This is a genomic window from Phocaeicola sartorii JCM 17136 = DSM 21941, assembly GCF_054653615.1.
Window position 1 is genome coordinate 580,579 of the sequence record NZ_BAAIFW010000006.1, and the last position, 24,839, is coordinate 605,417.

Annotated in this window: 12 protein-coding genes; 1 reads left to right on the plus strand and 11 read right to left on the minus strand. The window is 41.8% G+C overall.

The window, feature by feature from the left end; translation table 11 throughout:
- Window positions 1-437: 437 nt before the first annotated feature.
- Window positions 438-1,460 carry a LacI family DNA-binding transcriptional regulator gene (locus tag ACYQ0C_RS19400; RefSeq protein ID WP_016277363.1) on the minus strand — a complete coding sequence of 341 codons (1,023 nt, stop codon included), beginning with the start codon at window positions 1,458-1,460 and terminating at the stop codon, window positions 438-440.
- 215 nt (window positions 1,461-1,675) lie between these two features.
- Window positions 1,676-2,242, minus strand: a complete 567-nt coding sequence (gene ahpC / locus ACYQ0C_RS19405) for an alkyl hydroperoxide reductase subunit C (RefSeq protein WP_016277362.1) — start codon at window positions 2,240-2,242, stop codon at window positions 1,676-1,678.
- A 556-nt stretch (window positions 2,243-2,798) separates the two neighbouring features.
- Here ahpC and ACYQ0C_RS19410 point away from each other — a divergent pair.
- Entirely contained in the window at window positions 2,799-3,722 is a 924-nt protein-coding gene (locus tag ACYQ0C_RS19410) for a magnesium transporter CorA family protein (protein ID WP_016277361.1), read from the plus strand.
- Window positions 3,723-3,800: 78 nt separating this feature from the next.
- On the opposite strand, the gene ACYQ0C_RS19415 is transcribed toward ACYQ0C_RS19410, so the two are convergent.
- The 9 genes from ACYQ0C_RS19415 to ACYQ0C_RS19455 all read right to left on the minus strand — a co-directional run bounded on the left by ACYQ0C_RS19415 (window position 3,801) and on the right by ACYQ0C_RS19455 (window position 24,839).
- Window positions 3,801-5,012, minus strand: a complete 1,212-nt coding sequence (locus tag ACYQ0C_RS19415; RefSeq protein ID WP_016277360.1) for a PepSY-associated TM helix domain-containing protein — start codon at window positions 5,010-5,012, stop codon at window positions 3,801-3,803.
- Window positions 5,013-5,028: 16 nt separating this feature from the next.
- Window positions 5,029-6,429 carry a DUF4374 domain-containing protein gene (locus ACYQ0C_RS19420; RefSeq protein WP_016277359.1) on the minus strand — a complete coding sequence of 467 codons (1,401 nt, stop codon included), beginning with the start codon at window positions 6,427-6,429 and terminating at the stop codon, window positions 5,029-5,031.
- 242 nt (window positions 6,430-6,671) lie between these two features.
- Entirely contained in the window at window positions 6,672-8,972 is a 2,301-nt protein-coding gene (locus ACYQ0C_RS19425) for a TonB-dependent receptor (RefSeq protein ID WP_089503723.1), read from the minus strand.
- A 245-nt stretch (window positions 8,973-9,217) separates the two neighbouring features.
- A complete protein-coding gene (locus tag ACYQ0C_RS19430; protein WP_016277357.1) occupies window positions 9,218-12,067 on the minus strand; it encodes a glycoside hydrolase family 2 in 2,850 nt (949 codons plus the stop codon).
- Between the two features lie 15 nt (window positions 12,068-12,082).
- Window positions 12,083-14,602 carry a glycosyl hydrolase 115 family protein gene (locus ACYQ0C_RS19435; RefSeq protein WP_371327431.1) on the minus strand — a complete coding sequence of 840 codons (2,520 nt, stop codon included), beginning with the start codon at window positions 14,600-14,602 and terminating at the stop codon, window positions 12,083-12,085.
- 135 nt (window positions 14,603-14,737) lie between these two features.
- Complete coding sequence (locus ACYQ0C_RS19440; protein ID WP_016277355.1) at window positions 14,738-16,513, minus strand: RagB/SusD family nutrient uptake outer membrane protein; 1,776 nt, start codon at window positions 16,511-16,513, stop codon at window positions 14,738-14,740.
- 20 nt (window positions 16,514-16,533) lie between these two features.
- On the minus strand, window positions 16,534-19,806 hold the full coding sequence (locus tag ACYQ0C_RS19445; RefSeq protein WP_016277354.1) for a SusC/RagA family TonB-linked outer membrane protein: 3,273 nt from the start codon (window positions 19,804-19,806) through the stop codon (window positions 16,534-16,536).
- 152 nt (window positions 19,807-19,958) lie between these two features.
- The gene (locus ACYQ0C_RS19450) at window positions 19,959-22,838 is read right to left on the minus strand and encodes a two-component regulator propeller domain-containing protein (protein WP_016277353.1); all 2,880 of its coding nucleotides are present in this window, start codon (window positions 22,836-22,838) and stop codon (window positions 19,959-19,961) included.
- A 327-nt stretch (window positions 22,839-23,165) separates the two neighbouring features.
- On the minus strand, window positions 23,166-24,839 hold the full coding sequence (locus tag ACYQ0C_RS19455) for a RagB/SusD family nutrient uptake outer membrane protein (RefSeq protein ID WP_016277352.1): 1,674 nt from the start codon (window positions 24,837-24,839) through the stop codon (window positions 23,166-23,168).

The window sequence follows — 24,839 nt, forward strand, 5'->3', positions numbered from 1 at the left end:
CTATTCAGAATCTTAAAATGTAAAAAATGTATTTGGAGCTTGAAATAATTCAGGTTGTGATGTCTATTGAGTTTCCCGTTTGTTGGTAAAGAAAGGCTATATAATACCAAAGAAGAGTTTTCTTCCGATTGCGAGACGAATAAAGAGCAACTTGCGGATGTGGAGGATGTAGATTTCCACGAAGTGATCTCACAATTTGTGCCGCCTGTGTTGACGTTTTCGTTTCGGGTGCTTAAAAAGGCAGGGATTAGGGAATGCAAGATTTTTGGGAAAAACTTGTATGAGAAGAAAAAAATCAGGGAGACTCATTTCAAAATCTCCCGTTTTATTGTTGCTTTTGCATACGTTTCAATAATACTCCAATATATATAAAGAAATAAGGTTGGCTCTTTGTGAAGAGTTCAGCCTTATTCTCTTTTTAAAATACATTTCGGTTCTCAATCCTTCCTTTTTATACTACTTTCCCTCACCTGCAAACAAGTAGGAATAATGATTTGCCTGATTTTTTTATCTCCTTTAATCTTATCAATCAACATCTGACATGCGGCTTCCCCCATCTTATAAGTCTGATGCGAAACAGCCGAAAGGCGGGGTACCACATAATTGGCATGTTGCTCATCTGTATACCCGATAAGTGCTATATCTTGGGGAATACGAAGATTATGATTTCTAATCACTTCCATAGCAGCAAACGCCAACGTATCATTCATGGCAAGAATGGCATCGGGAGGTTCAGGAAGTGACAGTAAAGTCTCGGTAGCTATTTTCCCTTCCTCGAAATCAATTTTCCGGCACACAACCAGCTCCTTCTCAATAGGTATCTTATTTTCCCTCAACGCCTCAAGGTATCCATGTTTTCTCTTTCTTACTATATCCAGATGGTTTGCACCACCAATAAAAGCAATCCGTTTGCTTCCATGATCCAACAAATGCTGTGTCGCCATCTGAGCGGAATGTACCCCATCGGCCACCACCGTAGAAAAACGTTCGGGCATACAAACACGGTCAAATAGAACAAGCGGCATATTCATATCATCCAAACCCCGCCAATGGGCATAATCCGTTGTTTCTTGAGATAAACAGCCTATAATACCTTCCACATGCATATTGACCAAATTCTCGATATTTCTTTTCTCGTGCTCGTATGACTCATGGGAAGTGGTGATAATGACAAAATAACCGTTTGCTATGGCAGTATCTTCTATACCACTTAAAATAGACGCGAAGAAATGAGTAACAATATCAGGGACAATTACGCCAATCGTGCGGGGAGTATTTTTCCGAAGGCTCATGGCAAAGGGATTGGGATGATAATTCATCTCTTTTGCCAATTTCTGGGCTTTAGCACAAAGTGCCCGACTGATTTCAGGACTATTTTTCAAGGCACGGGATACTGTAGGTATGGATACCCCCAATATCTGTGCCAAATCTTTCAATGAAGTACGTCTCGATTCTGCCATATCAATGCTGTAAACGATGATTCAGCTACAAAGGAAACATATTCCCACCAATATACATGTAAAAAGTACATTTTTTTAGTGGTGAATCATTAGTGGCAACATTCCGCGCATCCGATCTTCGAATGCAGCGAAAGCAGCCTTGGCACTTTCCCCCATGACTATGACTATCTGCTTACAGAAAACACCGGTCACTATCCAACATCGTTTCTATGATGCTAGATCTTACCCACTAAATCAATGCCAGGTTTCAGTGTCTCAGCGCCTTTCTTCCACTTGGCAGGACAAACCTCACCATCATGAGTAGCTACAAACTGGGCAGCTTCTACCTTACGAAGAAGTTCATCAGCATTACGTCCGATACTGTTGTCCTGAATTTCAGCTAATTTAATTTTACCTTCAGGATTCACTACAAAAGTACCACGATAAGCCATACCGTCTTCCTCAATCATCACACCAAATGCACGTGACAAAGCACCTGTAGGATCTGCCAACATCGGATAAGTGATTTTCCGGATGCTTTCAGACGCATCATACCATGCTTTATGAACAAAATGCGAATCGGTACTTACCGAATAGACCTCCACTCCCATTGCCTTGAACTGATTATACTTTTCAGCAATGTCCACCAGTTCGGTAGGACATACAAAGGTAAAGTCAGCAGGATAGAAGAAGAAAATAGCCCATTTACCTTCAATGTCTTTGTTGGTTACGGTTTTAAACTCTCCATTATAGAATGCCTGAACCTTAAATTCAGGAACTTGTGAATTAATAATTGGTTCCATACTCTTTTTATTCTTAAATTAAAACTAGTCTTTAAATTATAATTATTACATTTACAAAGATAACCGGCTTCAGCACCTTCCACAATACCTAATTATTAGGATTATATAGAACAAGGTTCGCCATAAATAGGTATTGGACAAACGATTTTTTAAGCAAATTTTGCATGTAATCAAAAGAATGCCAAATGCTTTAACAACAACAGTTTCCGTCAGGAGCCTCAACCGACAAGACACAGAACATTAGAACTACGCTATGGTAACAAAACCCGCTATAATAAAAAGGCACCTTGAAAACTGCAATCAATATGAACACAATCATTGCTCCGGCACTGATTGCTTTCCGGTGACGTTCTTAAAAAAAAGTATAAAAGCCTCCTGTTTTCTGACTGTCCTTTAAAGGTTTTATGTACTTTTGCATCGCTTTAAACAAAAAACAATCAATAAAAAATGGACGATTCAATACCACGAACGTGCAATAGTATTAACTGATCTGACAGGGCAATCACTACTCTGAATGCCTCTGAACGGATATAAACGAACGAAAGGAGGCAATAAGATGAGAAAATATCTTTATTGTGAGAATGGCTTTGTAGAAAAGCCACAATGGATGCCAAACTGCTGGGTGAATGTAGAATGCCCCGACCAAAGTGATTTTGAGTTTCTGACTAAAGAATTAAAAGTTCCCGAAGCTTTTTTAGAGGACATCGCCGATATGGATGAACGTCCGCGAACGGATACGGAAGACAACTGGCTACTGACCATTATCCGAATCCCCCTGCAGCAACAGGGAAGCATCCCTTATATCACGATCCCCATCGGTATCATCACAAACAATGAAATCATTGTTACCGTGTGTTATCACTCCACTGAAATGATTCCTGATTTCATTGACCACACCCGACGCAAAGGAATCATTGTGCCTAATAAATTTGAATTGATTTTACGGTTAATTTACTCATCTGCCGTATGGTTCTTGAAATATCTGAAACAAATAAACAATGATGTAGCTGCCGCAGAAAAAGAATTAGAAAGAAGCATCCGTAATGAGGACCTGCTAAGATTGATGAAGCTACAAAAAACATTGGTTTATTTCAATACGTCCATTCGTGGAAACGAGGTGATGGTAGGTAAATTGCAAAGTATCTTCCAGGAAAAAGATTATCAAAACCGCGATTTGGTAGAAGATGTAGTCATTGAATTAAAACAGGCTTATAACACGGTAAATATCTACAGCGATATCTTAACCGGAACCATGGACGCATTTGCCTCCATCATATCCAACAATGTGAACACCATCATGAAACGCATGACCAGTATTTCCATCATTCTGATGGTACCCACATTAATAGCCAGTTTCTATGGAATGAACGTAGATGTACATGTAGATGCATTACCACATGCTTTCAGTTTTATTATTTTGGCTTCCATCATCTTGTCTGCATTGGCTTTCGTTATTTTCAGAAAGATAAAGTGGTTCTAAAAAATCCTGTAACAATATCATATGACCTGTCATTCACGGCAACAGGTCATATGATAAAACTCTTTTCGCCCCCCAATCTTATGACAAAGATATTCCACTTACTCTTAATTTCTTTCTCCAAATTCGTCTTATCCATAAATAGTATCCTGTTAATGGCAAGGTGGCTCCTATCAAAGCTGCTATAAACGTCAGTAAACGGGTAAGCATACCGCCCCAACTACCAACATGTACAGAATAGATCCATCCGCGAATCTTTCCAGCCTTCTCAGCATCTTTATATAAAACGACCTCATCAATCTTACCACTACGAGGATTGAATGTATAACGGTCGGAAGCACGTTGATTACCGAAAGTATTGAAAGAGACATTTGCCACCCCATTTGATAAGGTTATCTGCTTGTAGCCGGGATTATTTAGGGCTAATTGTTCATAAACTTGTTGCCAACAAACATAGGACGAAGAATGAGAAACATTCTTTCCGGATTGGCCGCTACCTCTCCCACCACGCCGGGCTGCCCCACCATGAGCACCTTCCTGCTGTACTTCCACGCCAAACACTTTATAGAAACCTGTCCGATACCATCCAAAAGACCATGTTAGTCCGGTAAGGGCCATAGCCAATAAAAACAACAGCGCATACATACCACCTGCCACATGCAGGTCATACCAAAATCTTCTGAAGCCCCTGCCGACAGATATGCTTAAACTATTTTTCAAGGCTTTTCGTGTACGAGGCCACCAGATAACGATACCCGATATCAAAACCACAACAAACAATAGGGTGCTGACACCTACAATCATTTTTCCCCAGAAAACTCCGTCCTCCGCTTTCATACTGTCCAACAGCCAGCGATGCAGCCTGAACATAGTCACAAAAAATGCAGGACGTTCATATTTACCTTTAATCTCACCAGTATATGGATCCACATACATGGAAGCACGATGAGGGCGTGACAGATTCACCTGCCAGGTACGTTCCGGGTCTGGGAATATACTGATTCCTGTCACAGACACACTGTCGGGCAACGTGAGTTCTACCTCTTCTAATAATCGATCAACAGAAAGTGGAACTGTCTCTACCTTTTTTACATAATAGAGCTCATGCCTGACCAGTTCCATCACTTCATTTTCAAAAACCAACATGGCTCCCGAGAAGCAAATCAAGGAAATGATTAACCCGAAAGGAACAGAAAGCCAAAGATGTATTTGGCGAAATATTTTCTTCATAATTTCTTCCATACGATTCATAAAAAGAGTCTGCATAAGCACATACTGCCCGCAGACTCCCACTATATTATTACAATACTCAGTTCTGAGGTTGCAGTTTACCGACGCCACTGATTTGTGTCGCTTCTATAGAAACACCCTTTGTCACTACCGCACCCACCGGATCTATTTTATAAATAGACGGATATCCTTCTGTTGTAGTTACAGCCATATAGGCATATCCATTCTCCACATACGGAGTATTACCAAAGCCGGAGATCAAATCGGCAGAAGGCAAACCGGTTACATAAGTCAGTTTTCCGGTTTCTCCTTTATATATTGCTAACTGATTAGCAGTGAAACCAGTTTCAGTCAAGGGACGATCATACATCAGCAACAGGAAATAATCTCCCGTAATATGCCAACAACGAATGAAAGATTTACCTCCGGTCTGCGCTTCGATACTATAATAATAATCAGGATCAAACTCTTCTGTTCCAGCCTTTATACGTACTACTCCGGCATCCAAGGTAGTCTGCTGGCGCTTATCCTTCATGGTCTTCGCATAGCTAGGAGAAAATACATAAATATCCCCATTATCTGCCGCCCAAATCGTTTGATAATACTGTGATTTAAAACGCCCGCAAGCATAACTGATCTTATCTGTTTCTATGATTTTTTTATTTGTCAGCGTTTCATCATCAAAAATAGCCACCCAGCATTTATTGGGATATTGCGTCCATTGCAATTCACCTTTTTTATAACTGCTGCTGTTGGAACCACCATCTTCTGTCTTTACCAAATCCTCATTGCCGGGAAGTATCCATTTTCCCCCGTCAGTGGCCGATCCATATTGACTTAACCCCATTGGAATAGCAGCGCTATACAGCTTATTATTTCGTTCCAATATGCCGGCCAATGTTACATATTCTCCATTTCCCAAGAAGTTTTCGGACATATAAGCCTTATTTTGAGTATCATTCGTTGTAAATGTTTCAGCAGATACGTCCAAATAAGAAAGCAAAAACATTTTTGGTAAATATCCATTCTCATCAGCATACGCAGTGGGTCCGTCACCGGTAGACGAGGTCATGATATATTTATCATAAATACCGTAAGTAGTAAACCTCTTTACGGCAAACTCCCCCGAACGAGCCTTTACTTCATTCTTTGAATCCATGATATAAGAACGGGTCGTACCTGCATTTCCTTGATTATAAGTCAGTGCATAAAGATATTGATTCTTGTAAAACACCCATTGAGTTGCGCCATCATTCACAAGACCATTATTCACTGTAGAAACAGTGCCTTTATCCAACGTCTCGGAAGTAAGCAGCACATTCGTGGTATTTCCAGACGCTGTGACCGACGATGCAATAACATACTCACCTTTAGCCTCGGTACCCGAACCGTAATCCGGCTCATGATCCGTACATGCACTCAACGCCATTCCTGCCATGGCAGTAGCAATAAATCCGTTCAATAAGAAATCTTTCTTCATTTTTATTCTTCCTGTTAATTTAAAATTCAATTAATTATAAACTCCTTTTTTCTAATCCTTCAGCAGCTACTAGATAACTCCTAATTATACCGCTGACGCTCCAATTCTGTGCCAGCAACCAGCCATTCAGTGACAGTAATTCGTGGATCAGTGGCAGTGATCGACTAATCAGCATCACTGATTAATAGACAAAGCAGGCTGAAGGGAGGTATGTTCTTATAAAAACCGTCACAAGTTCTTTTTTAATCGCCGAAACAAACACGCAGCTTGCCATAAAAAGCCCGGCCTGCCTTCTGGAGACTAAAATTATCATACAGTTTCTCGTCTGTGAAGTTACGGCATTCCAGTGATACGTTATACCGCCCTTTTTGCAAACTATAAGAAAGAGAGAGATTGTGTGAGAATTGACTCGGTACCACATAGTCCCCCTTATTCGAACCTATTCGGGAAGAATAATAAGTAAAGCTATGCAGATATTGATTATCATAAGATACTGTCAACCTATTGCCTTTCCTTCCTAAATCCCGCCAATAAAAAGTAACATCCGAATCAGCAAACATATAGGGCAGATTCGGCATCCGTTCTTTATAAGCCAGATTTTCCGCACTGCTGGAAATAGATGTTTTCATATTGTCGCGTACATCCATTTTGGTAAAATTACCTCCTACACTCACCCAATTGCCAAAACCGTAACGAGCAGAAACAGTATATCCTTTCGTCAATACTTTACCGTAATTAATATATTTCGCAGCATATTTACCACCACTCAAATCCGCAATATTACGCTGAATATAATCTTTCGTATTCCGATAAATCACTCCACCTTCCATATATACAGAATGCCTGCCAAATGTCCTGTTATAGCTCAAATTAAAATTCAAATTATCACTACTCTCCGGTTTTATACTGATATCTCCCATTTCCAAATCCTCATCTCCAAACATTTCTTCAATAGTAGGCAGACGATATGCTTTTTCGTAGGACAATTTCGCCTGCAAACCGGGTAGAATGAAATAAGTTCCCGCAGCTCCATACCCTATGGAATTCATGTTTCGGGTAGTACGGACATAATCATCTTGATTCGTAGTCGTAGCCATAGGACCTGCCACATACAAACGATAATATTTCCCAAACACTGAGAGGTTCCAATGATCAGACGGCATCAACCGATAGGACAATCCGGAGATATTCTTATGGGTTTCTTTAGCGATGGCATCCTCCGATTCCACCTTAGCCAATAAAGAAGTATTAGAACGGCGGAAAGTATTCAACACATGATTAAAGGTCAGCATGTGTATTTTCGCCAGACGGTAATGAACGGTTAATGTTCCATTCCAATTGTTATTATCCGCCCGTGAATATTGGTTGGATTGTTCACCGGGTGAGTTCATTAATTTCCTATCACCCAACCAATTGTACTTATAGGAAGCTGTATCTATATTTGTCGTTGCATTTTTATTATAATTGGCAGTCAATGCCACATCCAGACCTTTGATGAATAAGCCACGCCTATTATACTCCAATGACGGCATCAACGAATGTACTTTACGATGTTTTTCCCCATAGACTATTTCCTGGCGTACTCCGGTCTGTATCTCCTTATACATATGTGAATAAGTAAAGCCCAACATCAATCTGTCTGCCCATTTCTTATCCACCATGCCAATCTTACCTATAACCGCCTCATTATGATAGGTATCATTAAAGCGCTTCACACGTACCTTTTTATCTTTATCAATTCTTCCGGTTTCAAAGTCCTCTACCGGTGCGTCCACCTGATAATCATTATCCGAATAGTTTTGGAAAGCATTTATTTCGTATGTAAAGCCGTTTTTGAAAGTCTGTCCAAAATTCACATACGATTTATGCGTATGGAACGACCCGTATGAATAGGAGCCATCCAAAAACCAATTACGTTTCTTCTTATTGGTTACAATATTGATAACACCACCTATAGCATCCGTGCCAAATCCTACAGGAACCACCCCTTTATATACTTCAATCCTATCTGCAAAATTCACAGGGATATTATTTAAGCCAAAAGAGCTCCCTACTCCCTCCTGAGGTACACCGTCGATAAATATCTTCACATGTTTGCCACTGAAACCATCCAACATCAATTGCATATCCGAACCTACCCCACCCGACTCACGGAGTTTCATTCCCGGAGCTTTAGCCAAAGCATCACTCAGATTCTTGGTAGAATTCTGGAACTCTTTTGTATCTACAGCTATCGCATTGAATGCGGAACGTTTCACACGGGAAACCCCGTTAGATACCACTACCACTTCATCCAACTCAGTCACCGACGGGGCAATCATTACATTCATCTTAATCCTTTCTCCATGAACCAAAGTTACGGGCTTTTCTATAGTCTTATATCCTATAGCCGAAACAACCAGTGTGTATTTCCCTGCCGGTGCATGGAGATGATAGATACCTTCTTCATTCGTTGTACAGCCATAAGTTGTACCCTTCAAATATACGGTTGCAAAATCTACGACTTCCTGTTTTTCTTTGGATATCACTTTACCGGATACCATTGTCTTAGGTTGTGCAAAGATAGATATCGCTCCGATTATAAAAAAAAGAGAGCCTAAACTGATCCTTTGTAACTGTCTTCTTACCATGAATATCTATAATTCTAAATTCTTACTTTTCGAGAGTGCAAATTTCTATAAAAAGAAAAAAGGGAACAATCACCTGATTTAGGTAATTTGTCCCCTCTTTTTTACGGTATATGCATACCGTGCAATAGCTTTTTATAGGTATTTATGTCACAAACACACTATCGAATCCAGTTCCGGAAATCAAACCATAGCTTCATTCTGAAGCCCTCATCCCCTTTATTAATTTTAATATAAGAAGCTTCTCCTCCTGTTCCCTGAGAGTTGACAGCCGGAATTTCAAATAAGAACGAAATGTCTCCAGCAGGATATTCCTTTACTGATATTCCACGGCTTTCACGGTCACGCTGCTCCTCCGGAGTGAAGACGCGAAAGAAAATGCCGTCAGTTTCCGAATAAACCGTCATCGGTGTTGTCTTTGATTGGAGTGTCGCCCAATAGAGATCTGCATGATACCCTTTGAATTCCGGATAAATAAGCGGATGATAATATTCTCCCGTCACCGTATTGTTGTAGTCCTTCTGCCAGATACCATAATTCGTTCCTTCGATGCGGTTCTTCCATACCCGGTAAGGGCCTTTGCCTAACCAACGCATCCCACTGACGTTCTTTTCAGGAAAAGAGAATGAAAAACCGAAATTATGAACCGGACGGTCAAAGTATGCACCGTCAAACTTGTTCTTTGCTCTGTAGTTCAGCACCAATGCATCCATTCCAAGCAATCCGTCAGGTGCCATTCTCCAGACAATGGAGTCGGCCGCACCTTTATATTTTACGGTATAAATGGCAGTATCACCTTGCATTTTCAGGTTGGCAGAACAGAAAAGCATCTTCATCCCGACCGGGAGAGGACCGTCAGACAATGGTATGATCCTGCCACCATTCTTCACTTCCACTAAATTACCATTCGCCTTGTTGAATGTTGCTGCAACTCCATTCGCCATCAGGGTAACCCTGTTGTTGTCTGTCTGATAACTGGCAGCAGTTGTTGCCGCCGGTTGTAAGTGCCTGTATTCTGCAAAGTACTTACGGTTATTCTTAATAGGAAACGTCCAGTTACATACTGTGTCTCCCGTCGCATTGTAAGCTTCCAATTCCAAAACATCGCCATTGAAGAATTTCTCAGGCAGATCGAAGTGGGCTGTCCCCTTCTCACCAGGCTGGATCGCAGGTAACAGTACGCCGCCCTCCGCCAGGCAGACGGGGCTGTCGGCTACCTGCGGAACAGGTAAACGCATTACCTTCCACTTCATCCGGCATTCGCTTAAGTTGCTGAACAAGTAATCGTTAGTTACATAAAAATCTCCTTTGAAAGAAGAAGTTATTTTTAATGGATGTATTTGAATGGGTGACCATACCTCCCGAACAGTATAAAAGCTGCCTTCTTTTTCGCGATTTGCCCCCACAATACCATCGGGAGCATTAGGTCCGTAAGTGTCCATTTGTCCGGTATCTGTACGGCGGACAGCTTCATCCACATACGCCCAAAGGAAGCCACCGGCAAAAAGTGGATTTGCCTTAAACTTTGACCATAGTCCTTTGAGACCTGCACCCTGTCCACGGTCATAAAGGCCATGCAGGAACTCCGTCATCATAAAAACCTTATGCCCGCGTTCCAACCGATACATGTTATCCGTACCATTAGGGTAATGACGTGTATCCAAGCCATTGAAATCCGCCCACGGATGAATGACGTGACGTTTTTGCGGATCATAGTCGGCAAAACGATTGTCAACAGCAGCATTCCATCCTCCTTCGTTACCGTTTGCCCAAATAAAGATACACGGGTGATTCACATCACGAAACATCATCTCGGGCAGTAACTTTTCTGCTATTTCAGTGCTATAGCTATTCTGCCAGCCACATAATTCATTGAGATAAAGAAGACCTATGGAATCACACGCCTCTAAAAAATGAGTATCTGGTGGATAATGTGAACGCACGGCATTCATATTCATCTGCTTAATGAGCAAAGCATCCTTCAGACTGAGTTCCCGGCTGATTGTCCTACCTGTTTCCGGATCAAAGCAATGGCGGTTAGTCCCCTTCACTAAAAGACGAGTACCGTTCAGATAGATGCCATCTTCAGGACGGAATTCAATGGTACGGAATCCGATGCGCTCCGTAATCTCGTGCACAACATCTCCTGTTGTGGAAAGAAGACGCATCGTGAGCCGGTAAAGGTTGGGATGTTCCGGATCCCATCTCTTGATATTGTTCCAATGTGTGGTAAGTGTTTGTTTCTTTTCCGTCGAAAGTCCGCATACCTGCCGCCCTATAGGAAGCTGTGAATCACAAGAAATGAGTGACAGTTCCACTTGTTGTCCTTTGGAAATATTTTTCAGATATACATCTGTGCGCAACGTACCGTCAGCACGGGCATCCACCGCTATATGTTCTATTTGCGTGCGAGGTTTTGCCGTCAGATATACAGGGCGGTAGATACCTCCGAAAAGCCACCAGTCAGCCCGGCGTTCCGCTGCATTAACTGATTTATCAGCCGACTGCTTCTTCACCGTCACTTCCATCGAATTCTTTTTCCCGAATTTCAGTTTGTCCGTGATATCATAAGAGAAACGATAGAATGATCCCTGATGAACAGGGCCAGCGATAACATCGTTGATTTTCACTTCAGCATCAGTCATAACACCTTCAAATACAATGCTTATCAGTTTGCCTTTCCAAGTGTCCGGAACGTCAAAACGATGACGATAGATGCCGTATTCATCGCAAAAATCATGTTCCCTGTAGGCATCATATTGCTTTTCTTTCTCGCGTTCCTTATAAATATAGTAGCGCCCGTAGGTATAGCCTCCAAAACCTTGCTGTTCCCAGCAAGACGGAACATCTATCTTGCTCCACTTTTGGGAATTCATACCTGAAGAGCACCAGAAATCCCACTTCACGGTATGATCCGGTCCTGTACCGGAAAGATACCTCACTTCTGTCTGTTGAGCTTTTGCCGTGCAAAAGCATAATAAAACAATGAATAGTCCAATAATTTTCTTCATACAATTCATGCTACATTAATAGGTTGGTTGAACAGGAAATACATAGAACATTCTGTCTGGTTTGAAATCAATCATCCATTGATCTATCAGGACATGATCATCCAAAGCAGTAATGGATAAAGTATGCTTTCCTTTTGTCAATTGATGACCGGTTTCACGAACAGCCTGTCCACGGAGCACATTCTGTTTCCATCCTTCCGAACGAAACGGCTCTTTAATAGAGCATATCCGAGGCTTTTCACCATCTATGCTGACACTGAAACGAATGTCTCCTTTATCATTAGGTTGTGTCGGGATTACGGCAGTGCGCAGTATCGCCTCTCCATCCCATAAACAATCAAATTCAAAAGCAATTGACTCTCCCTTTGGTACGGAAACGGCATTCATACTATGTCCCAATGATTGAATCGTCACGACCTCTTTGGATGCGCTTGTATAATCGCAAGCATTAGAAACAATACAATGATCCTTAGCCACTTCTGCCAAAGGTAACGATTTGGGTCTTCTAAAAGAAGCATATTTCTCTATTTCCTTCTCTGTCAGCCATACGGGGACTTCAGGCGGATAGAACACATATAAATCCCGCGGATTATGGCACATGGAGTATTTCCATTTACCACCCGCCAGTTCATTGTTATAGTAATCTGTCAAATCGCGGATTTCCTGGTAAGCCTTGATGCTTTTGGCACAGGCAGCCATTAATTGACTTTCGCGGGTCCATAAAGTCGTGTCGCAGCTTCCCGAAGAGATGCAACGTGCTCTTTGTGCCTCCAGCATCTTTGTGCTCATCGCAGCAGCGCCAAATACAGGATACTTGATTTGGGCAAAGAAAGCATCTTTTCGTTCCTGAGGAATCATTGGTTCCACTTCCGATAAAATTTCTTTAATGGCTTCATAGGATTCCAGATAACGATCCAGTTCGCCGCCGAATTCGGTTAAGCTAAAGTCCGTATTTTTAACCGGAGACCAGCCTTTGGTATATTTCTTCTTGTCCAGTTCCACTTGGTTCCAACCCATAAATTCCGGTTTACGGATGCCACACAGGCGATAAAACTCTAACATGGCAGGCAATAATTTTTCTCCTGCTTCTTTACCAAATTCGCGGCAAAGCCAGTTCTTCTGATGCTCCACAAGAGTAGATGGAGATACGGAATTGATATTCCATGCCATATCCAGAAAGAGTTCCAAATCGTATGCCGCGGGTTTCAAATCGTGCACATTAACCACCCATAGGCGGCGGGCATTGCAATCGTATGCCTGTTTCATTTCACTATAAACCAATCCCGGCTGGGTAGTGCATAGCCACATATAGTCATGCGGACGCCCCCAATAACTGAGATGATAATACACCCCGGCACCTCCGCTACGCTTTTGCTGTTCCTTGTCACTTAAACGGGTCATATAGCCATAGTTGTCATCACACCATATCAACGTGATGTCTTCCGGCAGTTGCAAGCCATTCTCCATGATTTGAAGCACTTCTTTATAGGGGACAAAAGCCTGGGGAATCTTCTCCACATCTTTATTTACATATTTCGACAGCAGCTTGCGCTGGTCGTCAATAACCTGTTGCAGTGCATCGGTCTTTTCCTGAAGGGTCTTGACTCCTTCCATTCCACTGTCGTGAATACCTCGCATGCCCATGGTGTAGAAATTTTCATAAGGGCCTGCCTCTTTCAGCCGTTCTATCCAATAGGATTGTACCCCTTCACGGTTTGTCATGTAATTATAATCACCCCGTTCATTGACTTTCCATTCACCTACATTATTGCGCATCATCGGCTCGCAATGCGAAGTACCGATGAGAATACCGCAACTGTCAGCCGCTTCTTTAGCTCCCGGCACAAAGTAGAACGGAGTCGTAATTCCATGCATCCCCGGCCAAATAGCATTGGCACGAAGGCGCATCAGCAATTTGAAGATTTCTTTATAAGTACGGGCACCAATACGTCCTTTTATATCAGACGGTTCAAAGTTTTTCCAGCTCCAAGGCTGCAAGCTCCAGTCTTCATCATTTAAAAAGATTCCACGATACTCTACCGACGGACTCTGAAAAGTAGAATAATCAGCCGGAAGGGTCAACCGCTCTTTCCTCATCGGTGTCACATCTCCCCACCATACCCATGGAGACACTCCTGCCAAGCGGGAAAGTTCAAGTATGCCGTAAGCAGTTCCCCGACCGTCACTTCCTACAACCAACAACTGATTTCCTCTTATCTTTATAAAGAAAGCGTCTTTTCTGGCAGCAATACTATCCACCGGAATTCCGTCTTTACGGAGTTCTCTTAGGACAGACTTGTTTTTATCCAACTGAATAATATTAATAACCGCCGTTCCGGAAAGAGTTTTTTGAGGTAATACCCCCGTCACCTGTTGCATGTCACCCTTAAACATATCCAGTGCTACCGTCACTACTGGAGAAACAGATTCAGGCAAGGAATAAGTAATAGGACGTTTACCATTATACCAAACGAACTCTTTATTGGCAGCATACACTGTTTCAATACTAACCAACGAAATAATATACGCTATCATCACAGCCAATAGCTGGCATTTATTCTCTAATTTAAGACTCATCAATAATCCTTTCTTAATTAAAATTTAAAAGGGCAGGAATACCACATAAACCAGCATTCCTGCCTTTACACATCTCACGATCTCGTTATCCTACTAATACCCCGGATTCTGATCCTCCGTACTCAACAAATCATTTGCATCAATAACAGCCTGTGGAATGGGCCATAACAGTTTCTCTCCAATTGCAACCGCCGCACTCCCCTTCAATTTGGGATTATACAAATCATTATATTCCACCAGTTTCCCGGTACGCCGCAAATCCATACGCCTATAACCATTACCAAACATTTCGCAAGCCGACTCTTTCAATATAATATCAAGATCAATAGTCGTTACTTCAGGAACCCCGGCACGCTTACGGACTGTGTTCAGACGGGCAAGCGCAGTTGATATATCACCACTTTGCAGATATGCTTCCGCAGCAACAAAAAACAGTTCAGGCAATGTAATGACATGTATATCACGAAAACTTTTACCTGCCGCATATTGCGCTGTTTCACTATCATCAAATTTACGACAAGGATGTACCGCCCAACCCTTTTTCTGTGCATCCGTAAAATCATATTTAGCGATGACACCCGAAGGAAATTCTGCAAGATCCTTAACATAGTTTGACATAGGTTCCATTTCCGCTGTCAAATCATTCTGCGGAATGACGAATGTATTGGTTCTGTTTTCCGGATCTTCAGCACGCCATGCTGCAACAGAAGCCGCATCACACTCCCAATATGCAGGATAATATACGCCTACCATTTTCCCCATTGCCGTTTTTCCATTTGTATAAAACGAGAAGTAATCACCTAAGGGTAATCCATCCTCTTTAAACCCACCTTCAATCGTCCAAGCTTTCTTTACTAGCATTGTTTTCATAAATGTAGCATCATACCGTTTGTCACCCGGCTCAAAATATTTTAAAGTATGCATAAGCGGTCCGAAATTAGAAGTAACTCCTTTCATACCTTCTTCCTGACCACCATAGAATCCATTGTAGAACGATTGCCAACGATTACCGCTATTTTGATCATGCGTACTATCAAAGTCATATTCCACATCAAAGAGGAATTCGGCATTATCGTCACCCGAACGGTCGGCAGCCCACAAGTCTGCAAATTCTGTTGTCAATGAACGCCCGTTAATTACTTCATCGGCATATTTGGCCGCCTCTCTAAAATATTCAACTTTGTTCAAGTCCCAAGCAGCAGAAAGATACGTTTTAGCCAATAGAGCTTTGGCGGACTCTATACTAGCCTCACCTCCTCCTTTGGTAGCAGTAGAAGCCGCCAACTTATTATTGCTGATTACACCTTGAAGTTCATTTATAATGTAATTGTACACCTGTTCAGCCGTAGCACGCGGATATCCCTCGACCACCGTGCTGGCATATTCTGTTACCAACGGTACACCACCATAATTATTAACCAGCAAATAATAATACAACGCTTCAACAAAGCGTCCCTCATCAATTGCTTTTTGTTTGACATCATCACTGACATTCGCTACAGAAGCATAATATTGAATAGCCAAACAAGAACGGATACCCTTGTAGCAATCTGTATAGAATTCCTTGACAATGCTATTCTCCGGAGTAAAATTCTGCCAACGGTGCAAGGCGGCATTTATATCATTACGTCCATCATGATACAAATCCGTACCAGCATTAAAATAAACACACACATTGCTATTATTATAAATCGTTTTCAACCCCGAATAAGCATCATTAACCAGAGACTGAAAGCCGGATGCAGTTGCAAAATATTCAATATCTGTTACAGAACTTTTGTTTTCAGGTGTCAGAAAGTCATCACACCCCGCCAGTACAACTGTCCCTAACAAACATGCCGTATATACTATTTTCTTACATGTATTCATATTACCTAGATTTAATTTGATTAAAACTTAATATTTGCACCAATTTGATAAGTTATTGACGCAGGACCTCCATTTGTCAGATTTGCACTGGCCCATTCGGGATCAAAGCCTTTATAATTTGTGAAACAGAATGGATTAAGTACATTTATATACAAACGCAGATGTTTTACGAAAACCTTATTCATCCATTCTTTAGGAAAGGTATATCCTAATGTAACATTTTTCACTTTTACAAAAGAAGTCTTCTGATAACGTACCGAAGCACTGCCACTCTTAAAATAGCCTCCTCCCGTTTTATCCGAATTATTGGGATAAGGAGCCGAACCGACATGAGCCTCAGCCAACCAGGTTATATCCCCAGTTTCTTTATCTAATACAGGAGTGCCGGCCGGAATATAATAATCAAAACTCATTTTTTGACGTCCGCGGTCATTATAATCCATGTATTGTTCATGAAAATAACTGCGTGACCATTGTCCCTGTTTCGTATAAAGCATGAAAGAGAAATCAAAATCTTTGTATGTTATGGTAGAACTTAAACTTCCGGTCCATTTAGGATCTGTACATCCATAAATCTGCTTGTCGTCATCATTAATCTTACCATCGTCATTCCAGTCATTTACAGCCATCTGCCCTTCGTACCATTGTAATTTGTTAGCACTTTTAGGTCCAAACGTATCATATACTTCCTGCAATGTATAATGCCGGTCGCCATTTACGGTATGCATTGTAACACCATCCGCCGTAATAATACCGGCACTGGTATAGTCGCGCAGAACGTTGAGACGTTCTCCTATAAACCAATTATTGGTAACGTCATCGCCATTAGGCAGTTCCTTTATCTTGCTCCAATTGCGTGCGAAAGACAGATTCATGTCCCAGGTGAAATTCTTGTTGCGGAGAATTCCCAAACTTAAACCTATTTCAATTCCGGTATTTTGTATAGAACCGATATTGGTCGTGATTGAACTTTCACCAGTTTCCAAAGGAACCGTAGCCTTCATTATCTGACCATCCGACAGACGCCGATAGGCATCCGCAGTTACATTGATACGATTCTTAAGAACCGAAAGATCTATACCAAAATTCAATTCCTTAATTTTTTCCCAAATTAAATTTCGGTCAACCAGCCCATTGGCATAGTACCCTTGATATTCCTGACCACCGAGAACTGCATAAGAAGGTCCAGACGCAGAAGAGGAGGTAACATAATCATCCACATTATTATTACCGGTTACTCCGTATGACAAGCGTAACTTAAGATTATCTATCCAATCCACATTTCTCAGGAAATCTTCTTCGGAAGCACGCCAGGCAAACGCCGCAGAAGGGAACCAGCCCCAACGATTATCTTTGGCAAAGCGTGATGAACCATCTGTACGTACCGTTACAGTGGCCATATAGCGTTCTTTATATGCATAATTCAGACGAGCCGCAAAAGAAACCAATGAAGACTCCGTATAAGCAGATTCTACCGTCTTGGTACCGGAACCTTTATCCATTGCATTGTATGACAGCTTGTCATCTGAGATATCTGTAACAGACTGTTTGTAAGTCTCCTTATTCGTATAATACATGGAATACATCCCCATGGCATTCAGTCTATGCTCCCCCCATGTTTTGCTGAAATCCACCTGATTGTCCCAAGTCCAGTCCAAACGTTCTGTATTCACTACCTCTGCCTTATTATATTTCTGCTTTTGATAATAAGCCGTTCCTAAAGGATACTTTTCGGAAACACCGGTACCCATAAATATGCCTTGACGGCCATGATAATAGTTCGGAGAAAAAGTGGTTGTAAACTTTAAGTTATCCATAATATTAAAACGCAGATAAGCATTACCGAAAACATGAAATTTACGGGTTTCATTTTCGTATGCATCAATGTCAAAATCCACCAATGGAGAAGCTGTGGAAGTTAATGACAGTTTACCTACTTTAGCCGGAATGGCCAACAGATTGCCATTTTCATCCCATGGAGAAACAACAGGCGCAAACCAGAAAGCATTATTATAAGGAGAATAAGAATTTGAGGTTTCTGTTATCCAGTCATTTTGTATGCCATGCACCAAGTTTACAGACATTCCTGCTTCAACAACTTTAGACAATTTGCTGTCAAAAGAACCTTTTATATTATAACGCTTATAGTCATTCTTTTTAAAAACATTCTCTTCATTCTGATAGCCTGCACCTAAACGATAACTTGTCTTCTCTGTAGCACCACTTGCGCTAAGGAAATGATTTTGTTGAGAGGCAGTACGCAATACTTGATCAGCCCAATCATAAGTTTTATTGGTTCTCCAACAGTCATACAATGGAGACTCCTTCCACTCCGCACCATTCTGAAATGCAGTCTGCAAATCACCATCTGTAATTTTATAGACAGCATGACCTGTCTCATCCGGAGCACCAGTAGTAAAACGGGCAAAACGATAATCCATCCACTCTGTTGATTCCATAAATTCAGGCATACGGGCTACTTTGCGGATGCCATAATATCCGTCATAGGATATTTCGACAGGCTGTGCCTTATTTTGTCCGGCACCAGCACCTTTGGTAGAAATAATTATAACTCCCTCCGAAGCACGAGATCCGTAAATCGCTGTGGAAGAAGCATCTTTCAGGACATCAATGCGTTCTATATCCTCAGGGTTCAGAAAGTCGATAGATGAAACGACCATGCCATCGACAACATAAAGTGGCCCGCTCGTATTATTAATGGAAGCCTGACCACGAATTTGAATATCAAACTTACCATTGGCACGGCTGTTTGACTGAGTAATATTGACACCGGGAACAGAGCCCTGCAATGCGTCCTCCACACGAACAGTTCCACGTGCGGTCAATTTATCAGAAGAAACAGAAGCCATAGACCCTGTCACGTCCGTTTTCTTCATTGTGCCATAACCTACCACCACGACTTCATCCAGGACCTCTGTATCCTCTGTCAGAATCAAGCTGAAGTTTTTTTTGTCCTTTACTTGAACTTCCAATGTTTTATACCCGACAAAACTGACTTGCAGTATGTCATTCGTCGATACACCGGAGATAGTAAACATTCCATCAAAATCGGTTATTGTACCATTAGCAGTTCCTTTCACCACCACACTTGCACCGATTATAGCCTCACCATTTGCATCTTTCACCGTTCCTTTTATACCATTGACCTGTTGTGAGGAACGGATTGAGAGCGATTCGTTCACTGCATAAATCACAGGGGTTCCGGAAAGAAAAGCTACGCTGAACACAATCGCTACAAGCGATTTTCTGCTTCCATAGAAATTAGATTTCATTAGCCAACCTTTTTAAATTAGACATTAAAGTTTTAACGTCACAAAAGTAATCAGCTATTCATTTTACAGGGATGAAGCATCTCCCGATAAGGTTGAAACATGTTTTCTCCACCTTTTAGGAACATATTTCAACCTTGCCCACCTTGGCATGTTCAAGCGTTTTTGCCCGATTTCATCGAATATTCTGTAGGCTGCATACCAAATTCCTTCTTAAAACAGATAGAAAAATACTTGGGATCATTAAACCCGATCTTATAAGCCAGTTCGGAAATGCGGATATTCGGATTTTCATCCATCATCCTGCAAGCTGCCTTCAGACGGATACTACGTACAAAGCCAGTCGTATTCAATCCCGTCAAGGATTTCAATTTCTTATGCAACGTTGTACGGCTGGTTGCCATTTCATCTACAAACTGCGGAACATCAAAACCGGGATCATCCAAATGACGGTTCACACAGGCGACAGCATCCTGCAAAAACTTTTCTTCATCCGAAGGAATGTTCGTAAAGAACTGCAATTTCAGATGATGCACCTTGTCCGTCTCACCTTCCTGCAAAAACTTACGATTACGCAATAACAGTCTCCGGCGAATCTCCCACCATATCAATACCATAAACAGTATAGCCAATAATACATAAATAAAATAAGCCCACCAAGTAGCCCAGAAAGGTGGTTCAATACTAATTTCCATTTCTCTCACGTCACCCCAGTCACCATTCTCATTCGTTGCCCGTAGCTGAAACACGTACTCCCCTGCAGGCAATTTGGAATAATAGGCAGTCCGGCTGGAAGCGTCCACATAATGCCAGTCAGCATCAAAGCCTTGCAACCTGTACGCATACTTATTCTGCTGGGGACGATTATAAGTCAGCGATGCAAAGCAAATGGTAAAATGGGAATATGAGGCAGGAATAACTAATCTGTCTGTAAAATCGGGAGTAAAAGGAGTAATCTCCTTTCTGTTCTTATCCGGCATCTGTTCCAATGGCCTTCCATCCACCAAGATATCAGTTATGCATAAAGAAATATCAGCCTGTTTCTCTTCCACCACTTCCGAGTTGAAAGTCACAATTCCCCTGCTGCATCCAAAATAGAAAGTACCCTCACGATAGAAAGAAGCATTTTGATTAAAGAAATTATCCGCCAACCCATCGGCAACAGTAAAGATACGTACCCTGCCCTTTTCCTTTCCGGATATGGTCAGCTTTGCCAGCCCTTGATTGGTGCCCAACCACAGATTACCACTATTATCTTCCTGCATACTGCCAACCATATCTCCGGGCAAATTAAACTCCTTATGAACAGACTTGAAACAATCATTTTGCACATCATATAAACAAAGTCCGCTGCCCTCCGTCCCGACCCAAATCCGTCCGCTTCTATCCAACAAAAAACAAAGAGGAGTATTGACCGGCAGCAAACCATTCTCCATACAATAGTTCTTACACTGCAACGATTCCGGACGTTCCATATCCCCTGTAACATGAACAATACCATTATTGTTGGTTGCCAACCATAATGAGCCGTCATTATCCTCCACCATCGTAGTCATCTCCCGGCCAAGCAATTCGTCTGCTCCGGACAAACGATTGAAACAATACTCACGCCCGTCCCGGTAACGCACTCCAAGTCCTTTATAGGTACACAACCAACGGTTCCCCTTACGGTCCTCATGAACCAGATACACTAAATCATGAGGAACAAAACCGCAATTCGAGGTCTTATACTGATGTATTATTTGTCCGTCACGACAAACTATCATCCCCTCGTCATGCACAGCAAGCAATACCTCACGGGTTAACGGGCTATAAGAAATATGATAAGGACGTTTCGAAGGAAACAATGTCACTTTTTTACCTCCATGCTGATAATCCAATCCATAGCCCATACCTATCCAAAGAGCTCCATTTTCTTCCACATACAATGTAGAGATCAAATCTGTAAAAGATTTATCGTTGCCACGAGGATAAATTACATTAAAGGAACGCTTCCGAGTATCGACATGAAAGACACCAGCCCCTTTAGTACCGATCCACATTAATCCGCTTCGGTCCCTAAAGACTGTGTTCACCTCGCGGACAGGAAGATAATGTTTAGAGCCAGATTCTTGATAATTGATAAACTTTCCCTCATCAGCCAGTTCCATCACACTAACCCCCTCTCTAGTGCCCAACCATAGCGAACGTGTCTGTAAGTCTTCATGAATAGAATAAATATAATCAGACGGCAAAGAAGAAACGTTTCGGGCATCGTGTCTATAACCTTCAAAAGAAACCGTTTTCCTATCGGATGAAAAATGGGCCTTATACAGCCCGGCCCCACTAGTTCCTATCCACATCACCCCTCTGGAGTCCTGAAACAAAGCCAAAACAGAGTTCTCCTCATCTAAAGGCGGATAGTGCAAAAATGTATTTTCCTTTATGCAATAACGATAAAGCCCATCCTTCCAGGTGCCTATCAACAAATCACCATTTACATCCTCAAACAACGTTTGAATATTCACAGATTCGGGTACGTCCCCTCTACAATTCTTCCGGGTCATCAAAGCCAAGGTATCCTGCATTTCATCATAATAAGCCATTCCACGGATATACCCCAGATAAACCCGGTTCTCTTTTGTCACATGAATTTCATTCAGCCGTTGTTTGCTGACTCCACCCAGTTTCAATTTTTTCATCTTCCCTGTCCGTTTATCAAGCATACAAAGTCCCTCGTGAGTCCCAATCCAGAGCCGGTGAGAATAATCTTCTTCCACACAAAGCACATTATTATTAACCAGAAGACCGGGGGTATAAAGATTTGATTTATAGGTACGGACCTCGTAACCGTCATAACGAAACAATCCATAGAAAGTAGGAATCCAAATATATCCGTCACGGTCCTGATAAACTTGGTGAACCATGCTATTCGGTAACCCTTCAGGAGTGGAAAACTGTTTGAACTCCAGATCGTCCCAACAAGTCTGAGCTTTTCCCGGGAATATTAATACACTCATTGTCAGAAGCATGAATACTATTCTAAGTGCTTTCATTCTATTTTCTATTAGATTTCATTTAGCAAACTTACAAAAACCTAAGAATTAAATAAAGTTTTCAGAATAAAGATTCATGTATAAGCCTATATATGAGATTACTCCTAATACATAATCTTACAAGAGTCCTCAGACAAAAAGGCAGTCGGTTCGAACCAGAAAGACCTTGTTCTTTTTAAAAAAGATAAGTTCGTTTAAAAAAAAGGACAAGGCCTTTTTTAAAAACGAACTTATGTTATTTACCAACTTTTGCAAGCCAAATAACTTCTCTGCCAATCATCAGGATACACCTTCACCAGAAATCAAACTTCGGCCTGACAGGCACACTTAATTGTAACCGGCATTTTGCCCGAACTCTTCTTTATTGATAATGGCATCCAGTTGAGTCTGAGGAATAGGACGTAGCAAATGATGCTCCTTTATATTCACTTTCGCATCCGGATTGTACGCTTTTACTCTTTCCAACAGCTTACCAGTACGCTTCAAATCGAACCAACGTTGCTGCTCTCCTCCCAACTCACGAGCCCTTTCATCCAAAATAAAATCCAATGTCAACTGTTCTGGCTTTATCTCCATGGCAACTTCCTTGCCGGGAATAGCGGCTCTTCTCCTTACCTCATTGATATAAGATGCTCCAGAAGCATTATCGTTCAAGAATAATTCAGCCTCGGCAGCTATCAGATACAACTCGGCAAGACGAATGACCACACCATGTCTCACACTTCCCGTATAATTCACAGACTCACGAGACGGATCAAGGAACTTCTTGAAAGTCACATTCTGAACCCTATTCTTGATAGAGCCATCGGCATTGTAAATAAAATCCTTATCTATGGTAATATAATCGTGTTTAGCTTCCTCTGCATCGGACACACTATATTTAGTAAAGAAAATAGCCGTATCTCCCGGTGAGATATAAGCACTGTTCGTATTGTTACAAATCCATGCCTGCTGAAACACATCATCATAACGGGCATCCATCTTTTCATCGAACAGGTTCAGATAATACAGCGTAGGCATATATCTGTTAAAGCTGCGACCATATTCTATGGAGCGCGTAACAGGTTTCTTACCGTCTTTATCGAGTACCTGATCATAGCACATCACCCACAACAGATGTGAAGGATTATTACCCGGTGTTCTCCAGATGATAGGTTTCCCGTCAGGACCTTCTTCAATGGAAGTTCCGAATATCTCACTCTTTGTGTACATACAAACAAACACATTCTCTTTTACATCATTACATTTATAAATATCACAAAGGTCCGAATAATCCTCCGCCAAGCTATAATCATAATTGTTCATGACATTACGGGCATATTTCAACGCCTCTTCATAATTTTTATTATACAGATAAACGCGTGCCAGAAACGCTTCGGCCGCACCTTTGGTAGCACGCCCGTAATCAGAAGTGGAAGCCGGCAATTTAGCCACCGCCTCTTTCAAATCGGCTATAATCTGAGTATAAAAATCCTCTTCGGACGAACGGTAAACATAACCTGACGGCTCGGTACATTCTTCTGTCGTTAAATAAACACCTCCCCATGTCTCTACAATATGCCACAGATAAAGAGCCCGCAAGAAATAGGCTTCCCCCATACGGATATCTTTAACCGAAGCTGAAAGTTCGGAGTCAGGCAAACGGTTCAAAGCGGTGTTACAGGTATTCAGAGCCGAATACAAACGCTCCCATTCTTTCGTTATCGCATTGCTGGAACCTTGTAGTGACGAGTTATAATCGGAAAGTTCAGCCTCGGCACAACCATTTCCCCGGGTAAATATATCTGTCCCCAACTCCGTCATTGATGTGGCATATTCCTGCCCATACCAGAAACGCAACGGTGTGTAACATGAATTAATCAGAGCTTCCGCACCCGATTCGGTCTTATAAAAAGTATCAGCGGTCAATCCGCTGGGATTTTCCTCTGTTAGGAAATCATTACATGAACTCAAGGTTGCCGCCATACAGCTGAGCAAACACCATTTATATAATTTATTCAT

Excerpts from the sequence above, each read along its gene's own strand:
- ACYQ0C_RS19400 (WP_016277363.1), bottom strand. The coding sequence starts at position 1,460 with ATGGCAGAATCGAGACGTACTTCATTGAAAGATTTGGCACAGATATTG.
- ahpC (WP_016277362.1), bottom strand. The coding sequence starts at position 2,242 with ATGGAACCAATTATTAATTCACAAGTTCCTGAATTTAAGGTTCAGGCA.
- ACYQ0C_RS19410 (WP_016277361.1), top strand. The coding sequence starts at position 2,799 with ATGAGAAAATATCTTTATTGTGAGAATGGCTTTGTAGAAAAGCCACAA.
- ACYQ0C_RS19420 (WP_016277359.1), bottom strand. The coding sequence starts at position 6,429 with ATGAAGAAAGATTTCTTATTGAACGGATTTATTGCTACTGCCATGGCA.
- ACYQ0C_RS19425 (WP_089503723.1), bottom strand. The coding sequence starts at position 8,972 with ATGGTATCCGGTAAAGTGATATCCAAAGAAAAACAGGAAGTCGTAGAT.
- ACYQ0C_RS19430 (WP_016277357.1), bottom strand. The coding sequence starts at position 12,067 with ATGAAGAAAATTATTGGACTATTCATTGTTTTATTATGCTTTTGCACG.
- ACYQ0C_RS19435 (WP_371327431.1), bottom strand. The coding sequence starts at position 14,602 with ATGATAGCGTATATTATTTCGTTGGTTAGTATTGAAACAGTGTATGCT.
- ACYQ0C_RS19440 (WP_016277355.1), bottom strand. The coding sequence starts at position 16,513 with ATGAATACATGTAAGAAAATAGTATATACGGCATGTTTGTTAGGGACA.
- ACYQ0C_RS19445 (WP_016277354.1), bottom strand. The coding sequence starts at position 19,806 with ATGAAATCTAATTTCTATGGAAGCAGAAAATCGCTTGTAGCGATTGTG.
- ACYQ0C_RS19450 (WP_016277353.1), bottom strand. The coding sequence starts at position 22,838 with ATGAAAGCACTTAGAATAGTATTCATGCTTCTGACAATGAGTGTATTA.
- ACYQ0C_RS19455 (WP_016277352.1), bottom strand. The coding sequence starts at position 24,839 with ATGAATAAATTATATAAATGGTGTTTGCTCAGCTGTATGGCGGCAACC.